The organism is Acinetobacter apis, from assembly GCF_900197575.1.
Taxonomy (GTDB): domain Bacteria; phylum Pseudomonadota; class Gammaproteobacteria; order Pseudomonadales; family Moraxellaceae; genus Acinetobacter; species Acinetobacter apis.
Map to the genome: position 1 here is coordinate 26,753 of NZ_FZLN01000004.1, position 17,980 is coordinate 44,732.

The following is a 17,980-nucleotide window of genomic DNA, read 5'->3' on the forward strand; positions in this document are numbered from 1 at the left end:
CAACACTGGGTAATGAATATGAATGTAATTGAAACGAAAATTAAAGGATTATTGATTTTAGAACCGCGGGTATTTGGTGATGACAGAGGTTGGTTTATGGAAAGCTTTAACCAGCACAACTTCGAAAAAGCACTTACTGAGCGTGGGCTAGATGTTCCTCAATTTGTGCAAGATAACCATTCATTTTCACAACAAGGTGTTTTACGTGGCTTGCATTATCAGCTCGACCCACATGCACAAGGCAAGCTTGTACGTGTCGTGCAAGGCCGTGCATGGGATGTTGCTGTAGACATTCGTGAAGGATCGGAAACTTTTGGTGAGTGGGTTGGTATTGAACTCACAGGCGAAAACCATAAGCAGTTTTGGATTCCTGCAGGCTTTGCGCATGGGTTTGTTGCTTTAGAAGACAACACCCAATTTTTATATAAAACCACCAATTATTATTCTAAAGAATCAGAGCGTTCTATTGTTTGGAATGATGCAGAGTTGAATATAGCGTGGCCGTTAGACCAAAGTCTTACACCTTTGGTAAGTGATAAAGATAAAGATTCTGTTGGACTAGCTGATGCTATAAAACAGAATAATATTTTTATTAATGTGACTTAAAAATTGAATTTGTATAGAGTTAATTAATGAATATTGTAAATTTTTTCAAGAATAAATCAGTAATTAATTCTATATGGATGATGCTAGAAAAAATAATTTCTATGTTTGGGTTGATTTTTGTAATGTCTTTAGTTGCAAAATATATTGGTCCAGATAACTTTGGTAGATTAACGTATGCAAGTTCAATATTCTTTATAGTTCAGATCTTAGCAATGTTTGGTTTAGATGGCATAATTTTTCAGAAGACAAGTAGAAATAAAATTCAAGGTGAAAGAATAATAGCTTTAACGATGAATTTAAGGAACATTATTTATGTTCCAACTAGTATCTTAGCGTTACTGTTTATTTATTTTTATACAGATTACTTAACATTTATATATGCTATATGCACTGCTGTTGGAGGATATTTTTTACTACATGATGTTTATTCTATTTATTTTAATGCACTGTTAATGTCATATATTAATGTCATATATAATTCAGTTGGTTTAGTAATAGCGTTAATTTTAAGATATATTATAGTTAAACTAAATTTTGATATTGAATATTTAGGAATTCCTATAATAGTAGTGTCATTGATCCCCTATTTAATAAAAAGAAAAATTTATAACCATAGTAAAGCTAAAAATTTACTTGGCTCAAATTTAAAACATAGATATCAGAATGCTGTGTTTAGTATAGGAAAAAAAATGGTCTTGTACAGCGTTTCTGTTGCTATTTTTTTGAAAACATCTCAAATAATTCTAGGGTATTTCTCAAAGCATGATTTAGGGATTTATACAGTTTCTATTACACTTGGCACTAGCTATTATTTCGTTTTACTAGCAATTATTACTTCATTTATGCCAGAAATATATAATGAAAAAAATGAAAGGAAGATAAATTTTTTAGTAGCACGACTAAATGTTATTGTCATTATTATCAGCTTTTTTGCTTTTATTGGTTTTAGCATATTTGGTAAATGGATAATACTTAATCTTTACGGAGATTTATATGCTGAAGCACTGCCCATTACATTAATTATGATAATAGTTTGTATGTTTTCAGGTTTATCAACGGTAGTAGACAAGTTTTTATTAAAATATAATTCATATAGCTTTTTAATGAAAAAAACAAATGTACTGATGTTTTTTAATATATTTATTTCATTTGTATCAATATACTTATATGGATTAGTAGGTGCTGTATTAAGTATCCTTTTAGTGGAATTTCTGTCAGCTACTTTTATGAATTATTTTTTTAAAAAAGTTAATTTTTTAGAAATTCATAAATCTCTTTTTAGTATTCAGTTTTACAAAAAAATTTTGAAGGATCAGTTATGAATATCAGTTTTTTATTAAAAGGTATTCAAGAATATCATTTTACCAAAGATGTTTATCTATTTCCGAAATATATTGCTAAAAAACTTGATGCCAATTTAAACATAGTTTATTCAAGAGAAAAAAAAGTCATTCATAGTGACTCAACAATCCAACTAAAACTTACTAATTTATATATTAAATTTTTTAGCAAGTTTTCTATATTTGAAAATATTTCTTTACTTCTTTATGTTTATAAAAATTCAAAAAACATAAATATTTTAATTTTGTTTCATTATACAATTTTAAGTCTACTTTTAGCTTTTCTATACAAGAAGCTAAATAAAAATGGTTTTGTATACATAAAAGGAGATTTAGATATTCCTAATGCAGTCCAAATTAGCCAAAAAGATAAAATGACTGTATATGGAAAAGTTAAAGGATTCTTAAAAAATAAATTTGCAAAAAGTGTTGATTTATTGAGTGTGGAAAGCAGAGATGTATATAATTTTGTTTCAATAAATTATAGGGATTATAATGTTAAAAAGATTTTATATGTTTCCAATGGGTTTGAAATTAAGCCTACGGATTTTGATTCTTGTATAAAAGAGAATATTATTCTTACAGTCGGTAGATTTGGAACTGAACAAAAAAACACTAGTTTTTTATTAAATGTTGCTGAAAATTTAGATTTAAAAGATTGGAAGCTATACTTTATTGGATCCATTGAAAGTGACTTTAATGTAGAAGTTACTAATTTCTATACAAGAAATCCCGATAAAATTGATAAAGTCTTATTTTTAGGATCTATAAATGAAAGAGATACATTAACTAGTTATTATAAAAAAGCTAAAGTATTTGTGTCAGCTTCATTGTGGGAAAGCTATGGATTAGTATTCCTAGAGTCTGTTTTCTATAAAAATTATTTAGTAGCTAACAATGTAGGTGCCGCTAAAGATTTAGTCAATGAATATCAATTTAGCGGTGAAATATTAAATTTAGAACCTGACTTATATATAAATTGTTTGCAAAATATAATTAATACTTCCACGCCAGTACCAAGTATATATGAATACGATGATTTATTTGATTTAAGCATGGATAAAGTGGTAAAGCCAATTATTGATGAATTTAAAATACATCGTAATATTTAATAATTTCCATTGTAAATAGTACATCACATATATGGATCCTACATAATGCAAGAAATCATAAAAAAACAATCAAAAATGGGGAAAATATCTTTTTATACTTTAGTTACTCGCTTTTCTGAATATACGGAGATGGTAGAAAGTGCTAAAAGTATAGGATTTCAAACTTGTAACTTTTTTTATTTTGATAATAAAAAATCTAATGATTTTGATGGTTTTAGTGGACTAAATTATGCATTAAAACACTGTACATCTGATTATATGATTTTTTGTCATCAGGATATTATTTTTAATTTTGATACAAAAAATATTTTGATAGACAAAATTAATGAGCTAGAGCAATTAGACCCTAATTGGGCAATCATTGGTAATGCTGGTGTAACAGAAAAGGGTGAAGTAATACTAAAAATTACAGACCCTCATGGCCCAAATCAAACAAAAGGCCCTTTTCCATCACAGGTGATGAGTGTTGATGAAAATTTTATGGTTATAAATACAAAACATAACCTAAGCTGCTCTACTCAAATGAAAGGTTTTCACTTGTATGGCTTAGATTTATGTCAGAATGCTGCAAATTTGGGCCTCAAAAGTTATGTTGTAGATTTTCATTTAACTCACAAAAGCAAAGGTAATATAGATCATAGCTTTTTTACAGCTAGGGATAACTATATTAAAATACAAGAAGAACGTAAAAGGATTCAATTTTTTTTTACAACATGTACCAAATTTTTAGTCTCGAACACTAAATTATTCAATGTCTTATTGAATAATAAGGTTGCTTTAAAATTACTCAGTATTCTCTTAAAATTTAAGAGATAACCAATTATATTTATCAAATAGTAGTAAACAGATATGATCTATATTGTAGTGCTAAATTGGAACTCTGATCAAGATACAGTGAAGTGCATTAAAAGCTTATTAAATTTAAAATGCATAAATGAATTTAGAATTGTTATTTGTGATAATGATTCAAAAGTAGAGTCTTTCCAAAAAATAGAAAACTATCTGAAAATGGAGCATGCGGATAAAACAATAAGTTTAAATGAGAGAGACATAGATTCTTTTAAAGTTAGTAATGAAAAAATAATTCTTATCAAAAACAATGAAAATTATGGATATGCTGGTGGTAATAATATAGGTTTAAAATTAGCAATGATGCAAGATGGTATGCAATATGCTTGGGTTTTAAACAATGATACAGAGGTTGATAAAGATGCATTGACTGCTCTAGTCGAAAAAATGCTAAGCGATGCACATATAGGGCTTTGTGGTTCGCGTCTAGTAGAAATGGAAACTAAGTATAAAGTACAAGCATTAGGCGGGACGATTAATCCCTGGTTTTGCACTACTAGAGAAATAGGTTCAGATTTAACCATAACTGATATAGTTAATGAAGAAGAATGGGAAGAAAAAATAGATTTTGTTGTAGGTGCATCACTGTTTTTTTCTAGATTTTGCTTAGAAAAAGTTGGTTTACTATGTGAAGATTATTTTTTGTATTATGAAGAAATAGATTACTGCAATCGAATTAAACAGAATAATCTAAAAATAGGGATAGCATCAAAAAGTATAGTTTTTCATGAACAAGGTGCTTCAACAGATAAAGGAAAAAGTAAAATAGCTGATTTTTGTAGTATTAAAAATAGAGTTCTAATCTCTAAAAAATTTTATAAAAGCTATACTTTATTTGTCAGAATATCCTTGTTTGGAGTTGCAATAAATAGATCTTTTAGGAAACAGTTTGATCGTATCCCTAGTATATTACATTTAATTATTAAGTAGCTTGAATATGCAATTATCTACTAATTTAGTTAGGTTTTCACATTGGAATAGATTTTTAATCAGTTTCTCTATGATTGCAACATTAGTAAACCCATATATATTTGGTGTTACACTTTACTTTTGGATATTCCTAGTTTTTTTTGACTTTGAGTTTGTTGCTAAAGTAAATAATATTAATAAAAAATATTTATTAGTAATGCTAATGTGGAATCTATTAGCACTTCTTAAAATGGACCTTGTATTATTTATTAAGCTAAATACAATTTTTTTAGGAGTGGTTTATCTTTATCTTATGCAAGATAAAATTGTTGATTATTTAAAAATTTCTTTTTTTATATCATGCCTATTTTGTATTCTACAATTTATATTATACTTTACTAGCCCAAGCTTAGCTTTACAGTTTGCGGGTCAAGGTTTGAGCCAAAATATATGGGGGGAAAAATATGGAACAGCTGGTTATGCTAATCAATATGTCACATTATTTCTACCAAGAATGAGCGGGTTAAGTAGAGAAGGTGGTTTCTTTGCATCTTGCGTTTCAGTTATGATATTAATTTTAATAGATAAAAATAAATTTAAAGGAAAGTATAAATACCTTTCAATTACGGCTTACATTTTAAGTTTATCTAAATCATCTATAGCAATCATTCTTGTTTTTATACTGAAAATTAGACCTTTAATTAATAAATTCCCAAGAATGTTATTGATATTAGTATTTTCAATTCTTTTTGTTTCTATTGCAAATCATTTAAATATAAATGATTCAAAATTCATTTTTGCTCAAGAAAATGAGTCAATAGCACACCGCCTTTCTTCATCCTACATGATTCAACATTTCAGCTATGATTCGCTAGCTTTAGGTTGCGATAATTCATTTAAATGCGTGGATAACTATGTTGAAAATAATATTATTAGATTTGCTGCGAATGGCTTAGAGCCGATACAAGGAATTAATGGAATTATAGTATTAACGGGGTATCTAGGATTCTTACTTTTTTTATTTTCTATATATATCTTTAAAATTGATACTTTTGGTGTTTTGACCATTGTAATATTCACATCTAGTATAACATTCATTACTACAGATAATTTTATCATTCTTGCATATTATTATGCTTATAGTAGTTCTCTTCTAAGAAAAAATTAAAAGGTATTTCAGATGTTTGTAAATTGTCGTAATTTAGTTGGGCATACAACAGGTGTTCAGCGATATACAAAAAAAATTATTGAAGGATGGGATAGTTCGTTAATTCAACAAATTAGTCCAGAAGAAAAGTTTGCTTCAGGCGTTAAAGGTCACTTATGGGAGCAATTAGTTTTACCTAAATATTGTAAGGAAAAAAAATTATTATGGTGTCCTAGCAATACAGGCCCCTTATCCTATACTAATCAGGTTCTGACGATCCATGACACAGTTCCTTTCGACCACCCAGAATGGTTAAATCCTAAATTTGTTTGGTGGTATAAATTTTTACAGCCTAAGCTAGTCCATAAAGTTAAACATATCATTACAATATCTGAATTTTCTAAAAGAAAAATTATTGAACATTTTAAAGTTCCAGATGACAAAGTTTCAGTGGTATACAATGGTGTTGATATTTCTGATATGGACTTTGATATTAATGCAAATAATAAATTTAGTAATTTACCACCTTATATCCTAAGTGTTGGTTCTTTAGAGCCTAGAAAAAATCTATCGCGACTAATTTCCGCATTTGTCGACTATAAAAGAGAGACAAAGTCTGATATTAAATTGGTAATTGTAGGAAAAAAAGGAGTCAGTCGTGTTTTTGGCGAGTCAGGAATAAATGAAATAGATACAGATGATATTATATTTACAGGCCATGTATCAGACCAAGAGCTTCAATATTTATATAAAAATACATTAGCTTTCTGTTATCCATCTTTGTATGAAGGTTTCGGTTTACCTCCTTTAGAAGCTATGCAGTTTGCTGTTCCTGTTTTAACAAGTAATACAACAGCAATAGAAGAGTTGTGTAAAAACCGAGCGATTTTGATAGAACCAACTTCTATTAATTCCATTTCTGAAGGAATCTTTAATATTTTGAATGGTGGTATATCAAAAGAAACGATAAATGATAATGTCGAATATGTAAAAAACTTTTCTTGGAATAAATGTGCTAAACAAACATTCCAAATTTTATCTGATTACAAATAAATATTAGGTTCTATTATGGTAATAGCTTCAATAGTTATATATAAACATACTTATGATGAATTAGAACCTACGCTTAAAAGTTTAATTGCAGTAGATATAATTGATAAAGTTATTTTAGTCGATAATGACTCATCTGATTGGGCAAAAGATTTTCAACACGAAAAAATACATTATTTGAAATCTGATGGAAATTATGGGTTTGGTTATGGCCATAATGTGGCAATAAAGCAGTTTGCTAAAAAAAGTGATTTTTTTCTTATTTGTAATCCTGATATTGTTTTTGAAGCTTCAGACTTTAAAAAATTAGTTAGCTTTGCATCCACTCGTCCAGAAGGCCTTTTTCTACCAAGAATTGTTTATGAGAATGGTGAGAATCAATACGGCGCAAGGCTTTTACCATCTCCTTTAAATTTATTTTTAAGACGCTTTTCACCTAAGCATGCAGAAGAGCTAGATGAACATTATCTGTTAAAAACATTTGATCTAAAAAAACCAATTTTTGTACCATATTTACATGGCTGTTTTATGTTATTTAAGTCAGAAGTGTTATTAGAACTTAATGGTTTTGATGAGCGGTTTTTCATGTACATGGAGGATGTAGATCTATCTAGACGATGTGCTGAAAAGTTTGGAAACGTATACTACCCTTTAACAAAGGTGACTCACTTACATGAACAAGGATCATATAAGAGTAAAACACTCTTAAAAGCTCATTTAAAGAGTGCTTGGCAGTATTTCAATAAGTGGGGTTGGTTATATGATAATCAAAGACTTAAATTAAATAAGCAATGTCAAAAGAGTATAGAAGGGTAACTTTCCCCCTTCTTTCTAAAACTTAACAACGCCCGTATATGTCTTCAAATCTTACAATGTCATCTTCACCTAAATAAGAGCCAGACTGAACCTCAATCAACTCTAATGGAAGCTTTCCAGGGTTTTCTAATGCATGCAGTTCACCTAATGGTATATAGGTGGATTGGTTTTCTGTAAGGATAAAAGACTCTTTACCTTTATGAATTTTTGCTGTGCCACTTACAACAATCCAATGTTCTGAACGATGATGATGCATTTGAATCGAAAGTTTTGCGCCTGGCTTTACCGTAATGCGTTTGACTTGATATCGTGTAGAGCGATCAATACTGTCATATTTACCCCAAGGGCGATAAACTTCACGGTGATTTTGATGTTCTGTACGTTCAGCTTGTTTTAAATGTTCAACAACTTTTTTCACATCTTGAACTTTGTCTTTATGTGCAACAAGTACAGCATCTTTGGTTTCAACCACAATTAAGTCTTCTACACCAAGTAAAGACACTAACTTACTGTCACTATGACAATAGTTATTTTGGCTATCTACAATGATGGTATCACCATGTGCAACATTACCATGCGCATCTTTATCTTGAATGTCCCATAAAGCAGACCAAGACCCGACATCACTCCATTTCGCATCAAGTGGAATTACAACAGCATCTGTTGTTTTTTCCATAATGGCATAGTCAATTGACTCAGAGCGGCATTGTGCAAATGCTTCTGCATCAATACGAATAAAATCTAGGTCAGTTGTAGGTGCTTTAAAGCTTTCTTGACAAGCGTTATAAATATCTAGCGCATGCGTTTTTAAAGCTAAAAGATAGCGGCTTGCTTTAAACATAAACATGCCACTATTCCATAAAAAGTTTTGGCTGTTCACATACTCAATAGCAGTTGCTTCATCTGGTTTTTCTACAAAACGCTGTACCACAAAGCCATTACTTTCAGGTGTTCCTTTTTCGATATATCCATAACCCGTTTCTGGATGGGTAGGTACAATACCAAACGTAACTAATTTATTTTGTTCTGCAAGTTGGGTTGCCAAACGGACGCTTTCTTCAAACTTTGCTTGTTTTTCAATTACATGATCTGCTGCAAGCACAAGTAAAGTTGCATTTGGGTCGATACTTTCTTGGTATAACGCTGCCAATGTAATTGCTGGTGCTGTATTTTTACCTTCAGGCTCTAATATAATTTTTGCCTGTATACCAATTTCACGAATTTGCTCTGCTGCTAAAAAGCGATGTTCTTCATTGCAGATAAGAATTGGAGCTGCACAATTTAATTGTTTCAAGCGCAATAAGGTCGATTGTAAGAGGGTATGTCCAGAAGGAGCAAGGCGTAAGAATTGTTTTGGATATTGTTTTCTAGACAGTGGCCATAAACGTGTCCCGCTACCACCCGCCATGATGACAGGAACTATTTTGTTTTCCATATTAATGTGTCCGACCATTTATAAATTAATTTTGAATGAGTGCGTTAATACGCTGTTTTACTGATAAACCCAAAGAGAATGGTCAAAAAAATAATTTTAAGATCTAACCATAAACTCCATGTTCGAATATATGTTAAATCACAATTCACACGTTGTTGCATTTTGTCTAATGTGTCGGTTTCGCCACGCCAACCACTAATCTGTGCTAAACCGGTAATCCCAGGTTTAACCATATGTCTTAGCATGTAGTCTTCAATACAAGTTTGATAATATTCGTTATGAGAAACGGCATGCGGTCTCGGCCCTACAATAGACATACTACCGAATAAAACATTAAAAAATTGCGGTAATTCATCCAACGATGTACGGCGTAAGATGCGACCAACTTTGGTGACTCGGACATCATTTTTTGTTGCTTGTGTCACAGTGTTGCTATTTTCCATGACAGACATGGATCTAAATTTCCATACTTTTATAATTTTTCCGTTCAAACCATGCCGATCTTGTTTAAATAAAACAGGGCCTTTTGAGGTCATTTTAATCATGACTGCAATAATGACCAATATTGGCGAAATTAATAAAATTATAATTGAAGAAATAATAATATCTTCAAGTCTTTTAATGATTTTATTATAACCAGTAAAAGGAGTTCTTAATGTATCCATATCATTATACATCGCAAGAGTATCTTCGGTGCTTTCTGGTTGTATTATCATATTTGTGTATAAATATTCTATTTTGTGAATAAAATGAACAATTTAATGGTTTTATAGCCAACCATCCATTGTAAGCAAAACTCGTATATATGTTAGCGTATAATTCTTTTTCTTAGCAATAGATGACGGTGTTATTTATATCATTGAAAATTAACTTGTAAATACAAACTCATATATAAAATACATACCTTTCTGTTTTCATTTAATTTTAAAAATCAATATTTTAATTTTAAGTTAATAATATATTCAATGAATTTAATATGTATAACAATATATCATTAGGTAAAATCTTCAATATATTTACAAATCTACGCAATTAAATTTTTGCTTGGCTTCATCAGATTCAGTTAATGTAAATCGTATATTCAACATCATTAAACAATAGATAAGGACTCAAAATGCCTGAATTATTTTCTCCTTTTAAGCTAAAACATGTTGAACTTCGTAATCGTATTGCAGTACCACCGATGTGCCAATATAGTGCAGAAGATGGTGTTGCAAATGACTGGCATACAGTCCATTACGGCGCACTGGCTCGTGGGGGAGCTGGACTTGTGATTGTAGAAGCAACAGCTGTTGCACCAGAGGGTCGTATTACACCGCGCTGTTTGGGAATTTGGAATGACGAGCAAGCAGAACAACTTAAAAAAGTAGCAGACCAAATTAAAGCTGCTGGTTCTGTGGCAGGAATTCAAATTGCACATGCGGGTCGTAAAGCGAGTGCCAATACGCCATGGGAAGGGGATGATCATATTCCTGAATCAGCACCAAATGCTTGGCAACCTATTGGACCATCCGGTATTGCATTTGGTAAAGATTTACCGCGAGTTCCTCAAGAAATGAGTATTGCCGATATTCAAAAGACCCAGCAAGATTTTGTAAAAGCGGCAGAGCGTGCACGTGATGCAGGTTATGAGTGGCTTGAACTTCATTTTGCACATGGTTATCTTGCACAAAGCTTTTTCTCAAAACACAGCAATCAGCGTACAGATGAATATGGCGGTAGCTTTGAAAACCGCAGCCGCTTTTTGTTAGAAACATTACAAGCAGTCAAAGCAGTATGGCCTGAAAACTTACCATTAACCGTGCGTTTTGGGGTGATTGAGTATGATGGTCAAGACGAAGAGACCGTGGCAGAATCTATCCAATTAATTCAGCAATTTAAACAACATGGTGTTGATTTGGTGAGTGTTAGTGTCGGCTTCACTATTCCTGAAACCAATATCCCATGGGGCGATGGCTTCTTAGCCGATGTATCTGAGCGTGTGCGGCGTGAAACAGGCTTGCCTGTGGCATCAGCTTGGGGCTTTGCAAAAGCAGAAGTTGCTGCATCTGTGGTGAAAAATGAACAATTGGATGTGGTGATGATTGGTCGTGCTATGTTGGCATCACCACATTACCCGTACACTCTAGCGCAGCAATTAAATGTAGATAAACCATCTTGGGTATTACCTGCACCATATGCGCATTGGCTTGAACGCTATAGCATTTAATATTGAAACAGACATAGATCAGATACAAATCTTGGTCTATGTCTATTTTTTAGCTCGCAAGCTTAGTTGCCATCGGATGCTGTTGTTTAATCCGTTTGATCAGCAAAGTACCTACAACACTATAAAGCAGCATCACCAAACACACAGAAATTTCAAGATTCAATGGCGAGAGGTAGAGTAGTCCGCCAGACACCAATCCAAAAAAGAATTGTAATGCACCTAAGAGAGCGCTTGCTTGACCTGCACGGCGTCCTTGATTTGCAAGTGCAAGTACAGTGGCATTGGGTCCAATAAAACCAACACATGCAACAATCAAAAACAGTCCAATCATGACTGTAATCACATGAATATGATGTGTGAAAATTACCACACTTAAAATCACTGCACCGATGAGCTGTAATGATGCCCCAAAGGTTAATAAACTTAAAGCACTGTATTTTTTAATGAGGATACGGTTTAGGTTAGACACAAACACAATACCAAGGGCATTAATGGCAAATAAAACAGAAAACCAACCGGCAGAGATATGAAGGTGATCAATAAAGATTTCTGACGCACTGTTAATATAGGTGAACATCATGCCCATTAAAATACCGCTGGCCAAAGATGGAATAATAAAGCTTTGGTCTTTGAGTAAGCTGATATAACTGCTGAATGCTGAACCAACAGTATGTTGTTGTCTACGTTCAACAGGTAAGGTTTCAGGAAATTTAAACCACGCTAAAACAAAGCCCATCAAACCAAACAAAAATAAGAAGTTAAAAATAGCACGCCAATCTACAAAATACAGCACTAAGCTGCCCACTAAAGGGGCGAGGACAGGGGCTAAACCTTGTACAATCATTAAAGATGAAAAAGCTTGTGCTGCTTCAATGCCCTCTAAGCGGTCACGAATGGCAGATCGGGCAACCACAACACCAACACACCCACCTAAGGCTTGTGCAATACGAGCTATAAGCAACACATCTAAATGGGTTGCTAAGGCACAGACAAGGCTGGCAATTAAATAGATGGATAAGCCAATAAACAGCGGTTTTCGCCGTCCAAAATGATCAGTCAGTGGCCCATAAATGAGTTGTCCAAATGCAAGCCCTAGAAAATAAGCAGGCAGGGTACTTGCGATATCAGCTGTACTGACCGACAGGTCTTTTGCCATGGTTGGCAGGGCCGAGAGGTACATATCAATAGAAAATGGACCCAATGCAGTTAGGGTCGCTAAGACAAAGATCCATGTCAATGAATAAGATTTATGTTGCATAAAAAACTCAAAAGACAGCAAAATAAGGAGATTTTTATAATCAAGTGCTTATAAAAAAGCAGCGATGACAAGGGCTTGGATATTTTGCTGTCTGATGGAAATATGAAAGCCATTGTGTATTTTTTGATGATGTATCTTAAGTCAATAAACTATATTTTCGTTGTATATCATTTAAATTGGCTTAAATGATTGTGAATCAAAGCGCATGATTTGGCATGGTGGTGTAACAGAACAGATGAGTTAGATAAAATGACCAAGTGCCTCCATGCAGTTCATTTTTAATCTAACAGCTGTTTAAGATCTGTACAGTATTTCGCTCATATGATGTGTGTTAATGCGCTTGAATCTGTTGAGATGAAGTCTATTTACCTCACGCATGAAGGGTAAAAAGTCCCATTCATGGTCAACATTATTTTAAAACCTTATGTTTAACAATATAGACAATTTATGTTAAAAATATGACATATTGTGGATATATTGCTGAGAAATTGGCTTACTTTTTGAGCATAGCCAAGCGCTCTTAATCATCCAAATTTATTCCGAAGTGAGTTTTTCAGCCATTTCTGGGGTTTTATTTAAGTGTGGCATGCGGTACTCAGTATGACCATAATCTTGTATGGTTTTCCATCGTCCTCCCCATGTTAAACCCACGGATTCAGCCACTTCTCCATAGAGCTGATAGCCTTTCCATGCCCATGGGTCACGCTCAGAGATAATAATTTTATTGCCTTTTTTGAAAGCAACATCTGCTGCCAAGCCAAATTGATGGTAGCTTTGAAATGCTTTTGCATGTGTGGTGTTGCTGTCACGAGATAATCCATTTTGACGTTCAGGACTGCGGTAACCTTCTAATAAAACAAGATCATAATTATAGCGTTCTTTCATGATTTTAAAGACCATAAGTAAGCGCTGTTTATATCTTGAATTCATGCGGTTCCATTTGCGATCAATTGGATTGCTGTCAGGATACAGTGCTTCAAGTTCAAAACGTTGTTCATTTAAACCGTGATCAGCACGGTATTTTCTTTCAATTTGTATCGCTTCTACAATTGCAGCATGGATCAGCTCTTTATTTTCTTCTGGTGGTGGAATCAGGACTTCACCATTTAATAAAGTATATATTTGTGGATCTGCATGTTTTAAATAATCTGCTTCCACACGAATAGGGTCTATTGGTCGTGTTACCGTAAACAAGACAATGCTAAATAAAATTAAAAAACCTGAAATTAAAATCCACCACTGTTGTACATACCAATGGGTTTGTGTTTTTTCTCGTGAAATTGCCACAGTCATATCATGTGTTGTTTCCGCCACAGTTTGATATTTTTTTTGCAAGCGTGTGGGTAGTTGGGTAATTAATGTAATTAACTGATGGCGCAGTTCATAAGACAACAGCATGCTGAGCGTAATCGCTAAAACAATAAAACCAATGACAAGAAAAATAACCATTTTAATCTGCTTGTTTTGAAGAGCGATGTGGTGGGTGGGTGGGCTGCTGTGGCAGTAGTTTCAACATTGACGAGGGTAATACAGGGCTGGGAGATGGATGTGTCTCTGCCTGTTTTGGTGGCGGTGTTTCATTTGCGATTAATGATGCAAATGGTGAGTCCATACGTGGATTATGACTTGCTGTATGTTCTAATACGGCTGATGAGGTTGCAGGTGGCAAATGTTCTGTCTCTTGAGTCATGATCGGCTGTAAATCAGCATGTATTTGTGTAGGTGGATTTTCAGAACGTATTTTCGCTTCATCAGATGCAATGACTCTAGATGAGCTTGACTCAATTGAAGACACCAATGATGGATCTTTAAGCTTGAAATACCACAATAAAAACAGCGCTGTACTCAAAGCAAAAGACAATCCGACCCACCGAATAAAGCGGTATTTGGGCTGACTTGGCTTTTGCTTTGTTACGTCAAGAATACGTATGGATCGTTTTTGATCTGCCACTGGTATTACTCAAGTTACGGCAAGTAAATCGTGATATTGGCTTGTTCTGCAGGTGCAGATTCAATCACATTTTGGTAGTTGATAAAGCGCTGTTGGTTTTGTTGATTCAATATGAAATACAGCCCTGAAAATGCCAATACAGAGAACAACAATAAAAAGATTAAAATCCAAATAAAAGGCAATTCACGATGAATCACATTACGAATTTGATCAGGCAGTGCTGAAAATGGTGAAAATGCAGCTTTATTGCCTTTTAGAAAGTCAATTTCATCTCCAACTCGTGCAGTAAGGCTACTTAAAATTTCACTCGATTCAATACGGTATTTACCTTGGAAACCAAGGAGTAAGCAGTAATGAAATACTTCAAGTGCTGCTAAACGTTGTTTGCCATGGGCACGTAATGTTTCAAGCTTTTCAAAAAATTGATAGCCTGCCAATTGTGAACCGAAAAGGCTCAACTGTAAGGGGTTAATTCCCCATACATTTTGTAATTCAAAAAAACGCGCATGCTGTTGGGTTGCAATGGCTTCATCGACCAAGGCACAAAAAGCATATTTCGCATCTTGAATATCAGGCGCTGAAAAATGCATCTTTTTGGCTTGAAATTCAAATTCATTCAGTAGCTCAATAATTTTTTCACGAAATTGATGAGCACTTGATGGCACATATTGGTCTTTGAGTAAAAAAACAATATAGAAACCATCATAAAGCAAATCAATTAAGTTAGATGGCTGTGCTTTAGATGGTGGAATTTGTGTTTCAAGTGCACCAATTTGACCATCATCAAATAAGGAAGGCGCTTTATTGATTGAATTCAAGACACTCTCCTTTTAATTTAAAACGGCAATCAATTCAATGCTGACATCTTGGAATCCGCTTGGGACATAAATACAGATGCTTTCAGAGTCCAACATCTTTTTATACAGCTCATCATTGGGTTCAATTTCAAAATAGCTCACGCCTGAACGCACAGGAATAGCAGCAGGTACTTGCATTAAATGATGTAGCGGTACTGCAGGTAAAGCGGCCATAACACGTTGTTCTACATCAACAGTACTGCCTACTTTAAATCGAATAGGGACAATCTGAATTAATTCATGGGTTTGAATCATGCTGCTTGAAATAGCAACATACAGTCTACTGTCTTTGGTAATTTTATCTGACTCTAAATGACCCACCCAATACGATGGACGTGTTTCTTTCAGTGCAATGCTAATATAACGATGAGAGATAATGGTATCGAGTAAGTCTCTTACAATAGTATCAAGGTCGCCAAAGCATTGTTTTAGTTGAAGATGCTGATAAGTCGGCAATTGGTCAACTTCATATGCGGTTGTAAAGGTCAGTAATGAACCAATTAAACGTAAAAATTCACAATATAAGCGTTCAGGATGAACTTCAGCATTTAAAAACAAATGATTAAGGGTGGCATAAGATGCATTTAATGCATTGACCAACCAAAAAGACACGATATCCCCTGAGCGAAACTCAACTAATTTTTGCTCATTTTCACGATTATTATTTTGTATGGTTTTAATTTTTGCTTTAATAATATTTAACGTGCGTTTTAAGTTCTGAATGAGGGCATCATTTGACTTAATATGCAAAATTGGCGGAATAAATTGATGATCAAACTCAAAGAATCCCGAACTGTCACGATTTAATTTCCCAACAGGCACATATAAAAAGCCATCAAATTCTTCATTCGGCAGACTGTGCGGGTCAAGCAACTTAAATTGCGCTTGTCTGCGAAGCAATGTGATTTCAGCTGGCACAGCATCAGTAAATAAATCATGTGCTTCTTGTGAGACAGAATGATAACGACCCGGCTGAGTGTGCTGATCATACACCACATTTTTTTTATTCGGCTGCACAATTGGTAAAGCCAAATAAATATTCATTTCACCTTTTAGCTGCAAGTCATTGAGCATAATAGGTGCAGGTAAGAGATCTGAAGCAGGGGCGTTATAGATATCACCATCTTGCCAAATCATTTCAATATGTTCTAAAGCCAACACATTGAGGTTCAGTTGGTTTTGATCAAAACGTATTTTTTTAATGCCATAGGCAAAGGGAATCAGTGAACGGATGGTTTGGTTTAAATGCTGTTCATGATAATGGTCTTGCGCTTGGAAATGTTGTGGACGTAAAAACAGTCCTTCACCCCAAAGAATTTTTTCAGCTGTAAACATAATTACCACTCACCTGATTCATTGCGTTGTTGTACACCTAAGAGTTCCTGAATAGACTCAAGGGGTTGATCATTCTTGATGACTTGGGCTAACCATTCATGTAATGGCATATCGCTCCATTTGATGGTTCTTTGCAGCATGTAACTAACAGGGCTATGCGGCTCATTTTTTTGAAAATATTCAGCAATTTCTTTGAGCACTTCAATAGCATGTTCACGATTTTGTTGATGACTTTGCGCCAAAGGCTGAAAACCTAATCCAACGGCTGAATGTTCAGCGTTTATTGGTTGATGTGACATAGTTTGCTCAGGCACTAAAGCGCTTTGTGAGCTTGCTTGGGCTTGCTGTTTAAGCCAAGCATCTATTTTATAGAGCTTTTTGAGCGTCAAATGCATGCCTTCAAGTTGAGAGTCAATTTGAGCAAAACTTGGTGCATCTAAGCCCAATAGCGTATCTAATGTTTGCTTGAATGCTTCCCATTGGGTAATTAACAGGCTAAAAGAAGCATAGTTTTGCTGCTGAAAGGTTGCTGTACTGCTATGTAACGCTTGCTCAAAAGGCTCAAGTAAGCTCGGTTGTTCCTCATATTCAGCATCATCTTGTTTTTTGAGACGATTATTTTGCTGGTGCTGTAATCCTTCATACTCAAGAAAACAATAATGAGGTGCCTTATCCACCAAAGGCACTTTTTTAACCAAAGATGGAATTTGATTGACTAAACCTTGTAATAAGCCCAAACGCTGATCTAAATCATCGTCTTCGATTTCAGGATGAATCGTTTGCCAATATTGCTCAAGCATGTGCTGCGAAAGTAAAATTGTTTTTGCTACGCCGTCAAAACCTGCCAAATGTGCTTGTGCTTCACATAACCATGTTAACAGTCGGATATCTTTGGTTTTATCGGTCAGTAAAGCAAGTGATGTATCACTTACTTTAACCCAATCAGCTTGTTTTGGTGCTGTAATCCAATCGCCTTGATCAAGCAAGAGATCATCTTGTGTTTTGGCTTTTTTAATATCATGAAACTCATTTGAAAAAGAAAAATCTTCTCCACATGGTTTGTGCTCAGATATTGGGTGAAGCAGATCTTCAATAATAAAAGTCAT

The 17,980-nt window shown here is 33.8% G+C and carries 17 protein-coding genes; 9 read left to right on the top strand and 8 right to left on the bottom strand.

What is annotated here, in order from left to right:
* Positions 1-18 precede the first annotated feature (18 nt).
* The 8 genes from rfbC to CFY84_RS09605 are packed head-to-tail and all read left to right on the top strand — an operon-like array spanning position 19 to position 7,829.
* Positions 19-606: a dTDP-4-dehydrorhamnose 3,5-epimerase gene (rfbC, locus tag CFY84_RS09570; RefSeq protein WP_088824116.1), complete on the top strand. Its 588-nt coding sequence runs from the start codon at positions 19-21 to the stop codon at positions 604-606.
* 26 nt (positions 607-632) lie between these two features.
* Positions 633-1,928 (top strand): oligosaccharide flippase family protein, encoded by a 1,296-nt coding sequence (locus CFY84_RS09575; protein ID WP_088824118.1) that lies wholly within the window; start codon positions 633-635, stop codon positions 1,926-1,928.
* Positions 1,925-3,058, top strand: a complete 1,134-nt coding sequence (locus CFY84_RS09580; RefSeq protein WP_088824120.1) for a glycosyltransferase — start codon at positions 1,925-1,927, stop codon at positions 3,056-3,058. The genes CFY84_RS09575 and CFY84_RS09580 overlap by 4 nt, the downstream gene beginning before the upstream one ends.
* A 45-nt stretch (positions 3,059-3,103) precedes the next feature.
* Positions 3,104-3,874 carry an acyl esterase gene (locus CFY84_RS09585; RefSeq protein ID WP_088824122.1) on the top strand — a complete coding sequence of 257 codons (771 nt, stop codon included), beginning with the start codon at positions 3,104-3,106 and terminating at the stop codon, positions 3,872-3,874.
* 33 nt (positions 3,875-3,907) lie between these two features.
* A complete protein-coding gene (locus CFY84_RS09590; protein ID WP_088824123.1) occupies positions 3,908-4,837 on the top strand; it encodes a glycosyltransferase family 2 protein in 930 nt (309 codons plus the stop codon).
* Between the two features lie 7 nt (positions 4,838-4,844).
* A complete protein-coding gene (locus CFY84_RS09595; RefSeq protein ID WP_143218783.1) occupies positions 4,845-5,984 on the top strand; it encodes a hypothetical protein in 1,140 nt (379 codons plus the stop codon).
* A gap of 12 nt (positions 5,985-5,996) precedes the next feature.
* The gene (locus CFY84_RS09600) at positions 5,997-7,016 is read left to right on the top strand and encodes a glycosyltransferase family 4 protein (RefSeq protein ID WP_088824127.1); all 1,020 of its coding nucleotides are present in this window, start codon (positions 5,997-5,999) and stop codon (positions 7,014-7,016) included.
* Positions 7,017-7,031: 15 nt separating this feature from the next.
* Positions 7,032-7,829: a glycosyltransferase family 2 protein gene (locus tag CFY84_RS09605; protein ID WP_088824129.1), complete on the top strand. Its 798-nt coding sequence runs from the start codon at positions 7,032-7,034 to the stop codon at positions 7,827-7,829.
* A gap of 22 nt (positions 7,830-7,851) precedes the next feature.
* Here CFY84_RS09605 and CFY84_RS09610 read toward each other — a convergent pair whose 3' ends face one another.
* Positions 7,852-9,264 carry a mannose-1-phosphate guanylyltransferase/mannose-6-phosphate isomerase gene (locus CFY84_RS09610; protein WP_088824130.1) on the bottom strand — a complete coding sequence of 471 codons (1,413 nt, stop codon included), beginning with the start codon at positions 9,262-9,264 and terminating at the stop codon, positions 7,852-7,854.
* Positions 9,265-9,308: 44 nt separating this feature from the next.
* Complete coding sequence (locus tag CFY84_RS09615) at positions 9,309-9,929, bottom strand: exopolysaccharide biosynthesis polyprenyl glycosylphosphotransferase (RefSeq protein ID WP_322852950.1); 621 nt, start codon at positions 9,927-9,929, stop codon at positions 9,309-9,311.
* A 449-nt stretch (positions 9,930-10,378) separates the two neighbouring features.
* On the opposite strand from CFY84_RS09615, the gene CFY84_RS09620 reads away from it, so the two are divergent.
* Positions 10,379-11,473, top strand: coding sequence for an NADH:flavin oxidoreductase/NADH oxidase (locus tag CFY84_RS09620; RefSeq protein ID WP_088824134.1), 1,095 nt, complete (start codon positions 10,379-10,381; stop codon positions 11,471-11,473).
* 49 nt (positions 11,474-11,522) lie between these two features.
* Here the strand turns inward: CFY84_RS09620 and CFY84_RS09625 are convergent, their stop codons facing one another.
* The 6 genes from CFY84_RS09625 to tssA form a co-directional block, all read right to left on the bottom strand.
* Entirely contained in the window at positions 11,523-12,731 is a 1,209-nt protein-coding gene (locus CFY84_RS09625) for a multidrug effflux MFS transporter (RefSeq protein WP_088824135.1), read from the bottom strand.
* Positions 12,732-13,265: 534 nt separating this feature from the next.
* Positions 13,266-14,180 (bottom strand): M15 family metallopeptidase, encoded by a 915-nt coding sequence (locus CFY84_RS09630; protein ID WP_088824137.1) that lies wholly within the window; start codon positions 14,178-14,180, stop codon positions 13,266-13,268.
* Between the two features lies 1 nt (position 14,181).
* A complete protein-coding gene (locus CFY84_RS09635; RefSeq protein WP_088824138.1) occupies positions 14,182-14,682 on the bottom strand; it encodes a hypothetical protein in 501 nt (166 codons plus the stop codon).
* A 14-nt stretch (positions 14,683-14,696) separates the two neighbouring features.
* Positions 14,697-15,500: a type IVB secretion system protein IcmH/DotU gene (gene icmH / locus CFY84_RS09640; RefSeq protein WP_088824139.1), complete on the bottom strand. Its 804-nt coding sequence runs from the start codon at positions 15,498-15,500 to the stop codon at positions 14,697-14,699.
* A 12-nt stretch (positions 15,501-15,512) separates the two neighbouring features.
* Positions 15,513-16,874, bottom strand: a complete 1,362-nt coding sequence (gene tssK, locus CFY84_RS09645; protein WP_088824140.1) for a type VI secretion system baseplate subunit TssK — start codon at positions 16,872-16,874, stop codon at positions 15,513-15,515.
* A gap of 2 nt (positions 16,875-16,876) precedes the next feature.
* The gene (tssA, locus tag CFY84_RS09650; RefSeq protein WP_088824141.1) at positions 16,877-17,980 is read right to left on the bottom strand and encodes a type VI secretion system protein TssA; all 1,104 of its coding nucleotides are present in this window, start codon (positions 17,978-17,980) and stop codon (positions 16,877-16,879) included.

What these genes read in the sequence shown, in the direction of transcription:
- CFY84_RS09590 (WP_088824123.1), top strand. Translation starts at nt 3,908, where the DNA reads ATGATCTATATTGTAGTGCTAAATTGGAACTCTGATCAAGATACAGTG.
- tssK (WP_088824140.1), bottom strand. Translation starts at nt 16,874, where the DNA reads ATGTTTACAGCTGAAAAAATTCTTTGGGGTGAAGGACTGTTTTTACGT.
- CFY84_RS09620 (WP_088824134.1), top strand. Translation starts at nt 10,379, where the DNA reads ATGCCTGAATTATTTTCTCCTTTTAAGCTAAAACATGTTGAACTTCGT.
- CFY84_RS09610 (WP_088824130.1), bottom strand. Translation starts at nt 9,264, where the DNA reads ATGGAAAACAAAATAGTTCCTGTCATCATGGCGGGTGGTAGCGGGACA.
- CFY84_RS09575 (WP_088824118.1), top strand. Translation starts at nt 633, where the DNA reads ATGAATATTGTAAATTTTTTCAAGAATAAATCAGTAATTAATTCTATA.
- CFY84_RS09630 (WP_088824137.1), bottom strand. Translation starts at nt 14,180, where the DNA reads ATGGTTATTTTTCTTGTCATTGGTTTTATTGTTTTAGCGATTACGCTC.
- CFY84_RS09595 (WP_143218783.1), top strand. Translation starts at nt 4,845, where the DNA reads ATGCAATTATCTACTAATTTAGTTAGGTTTTCACATTGGAATAGATTT.
- CFY84_RS09600 (WP_088824127.1), top strand. Translation starts at nt 5,997, where the DNA reads ATGTTTGTAAATTGTCGTAATTTAGTTGGGCATACAACAGGTGTTCAG.
- CFY84_RS09625 (WP_088824135.1), bottom strand. Translation starts at nt 12,731, where the DNA reads ATGCAACATAAATCTTATTCATTGACATGGATCTTTGTCTTAGCGACC.
- CFY84_RS09615 (WP_322852950.1), bottom strand. Translation starts at nt 9,929, where the DNA reads ATGGATACATTAAGAACTCCTTTTACTGGTTATAATAAAATCATTAAA.
- CFY84_RS09580 (WP_088824120.1), top strand. Translation starts at nt 1,925, where the DNA reads ATGAATATCAGTTTTTTATTAAAAGGTATTCAAGAATATCATTTTACC.
- CFY84_RS09585 (WP_088824122.1), top strand. Translation starts at nt 3,104, where the DNA reads ATGCAAGAAATCATAAAAAAACAATCAAAAATGGGGAAAATATCTTTT.
- rfbC (WP_088824116.1), top strand. Translation starts at nt 19, where the DNA reads ATGAATGTAATTGAAACGAAAATTAAAGGATTATTGATTTTAGAACCG.
- tssA (WP_088824141.1), bottom strand. Translation starts at nt 17,980, where the DNA reads ATGACTTTTATTATTGAAGATCTGCTTCACCCAATATCTGAGCACAAA.
- CFY84_RS09605 (WP_088824129.1), top strand. Translation starts at nt 7,032, where the DNA reads ATGGTAATAGCTTCAATAGTTATATATAAACATACTTATGATGAATTA.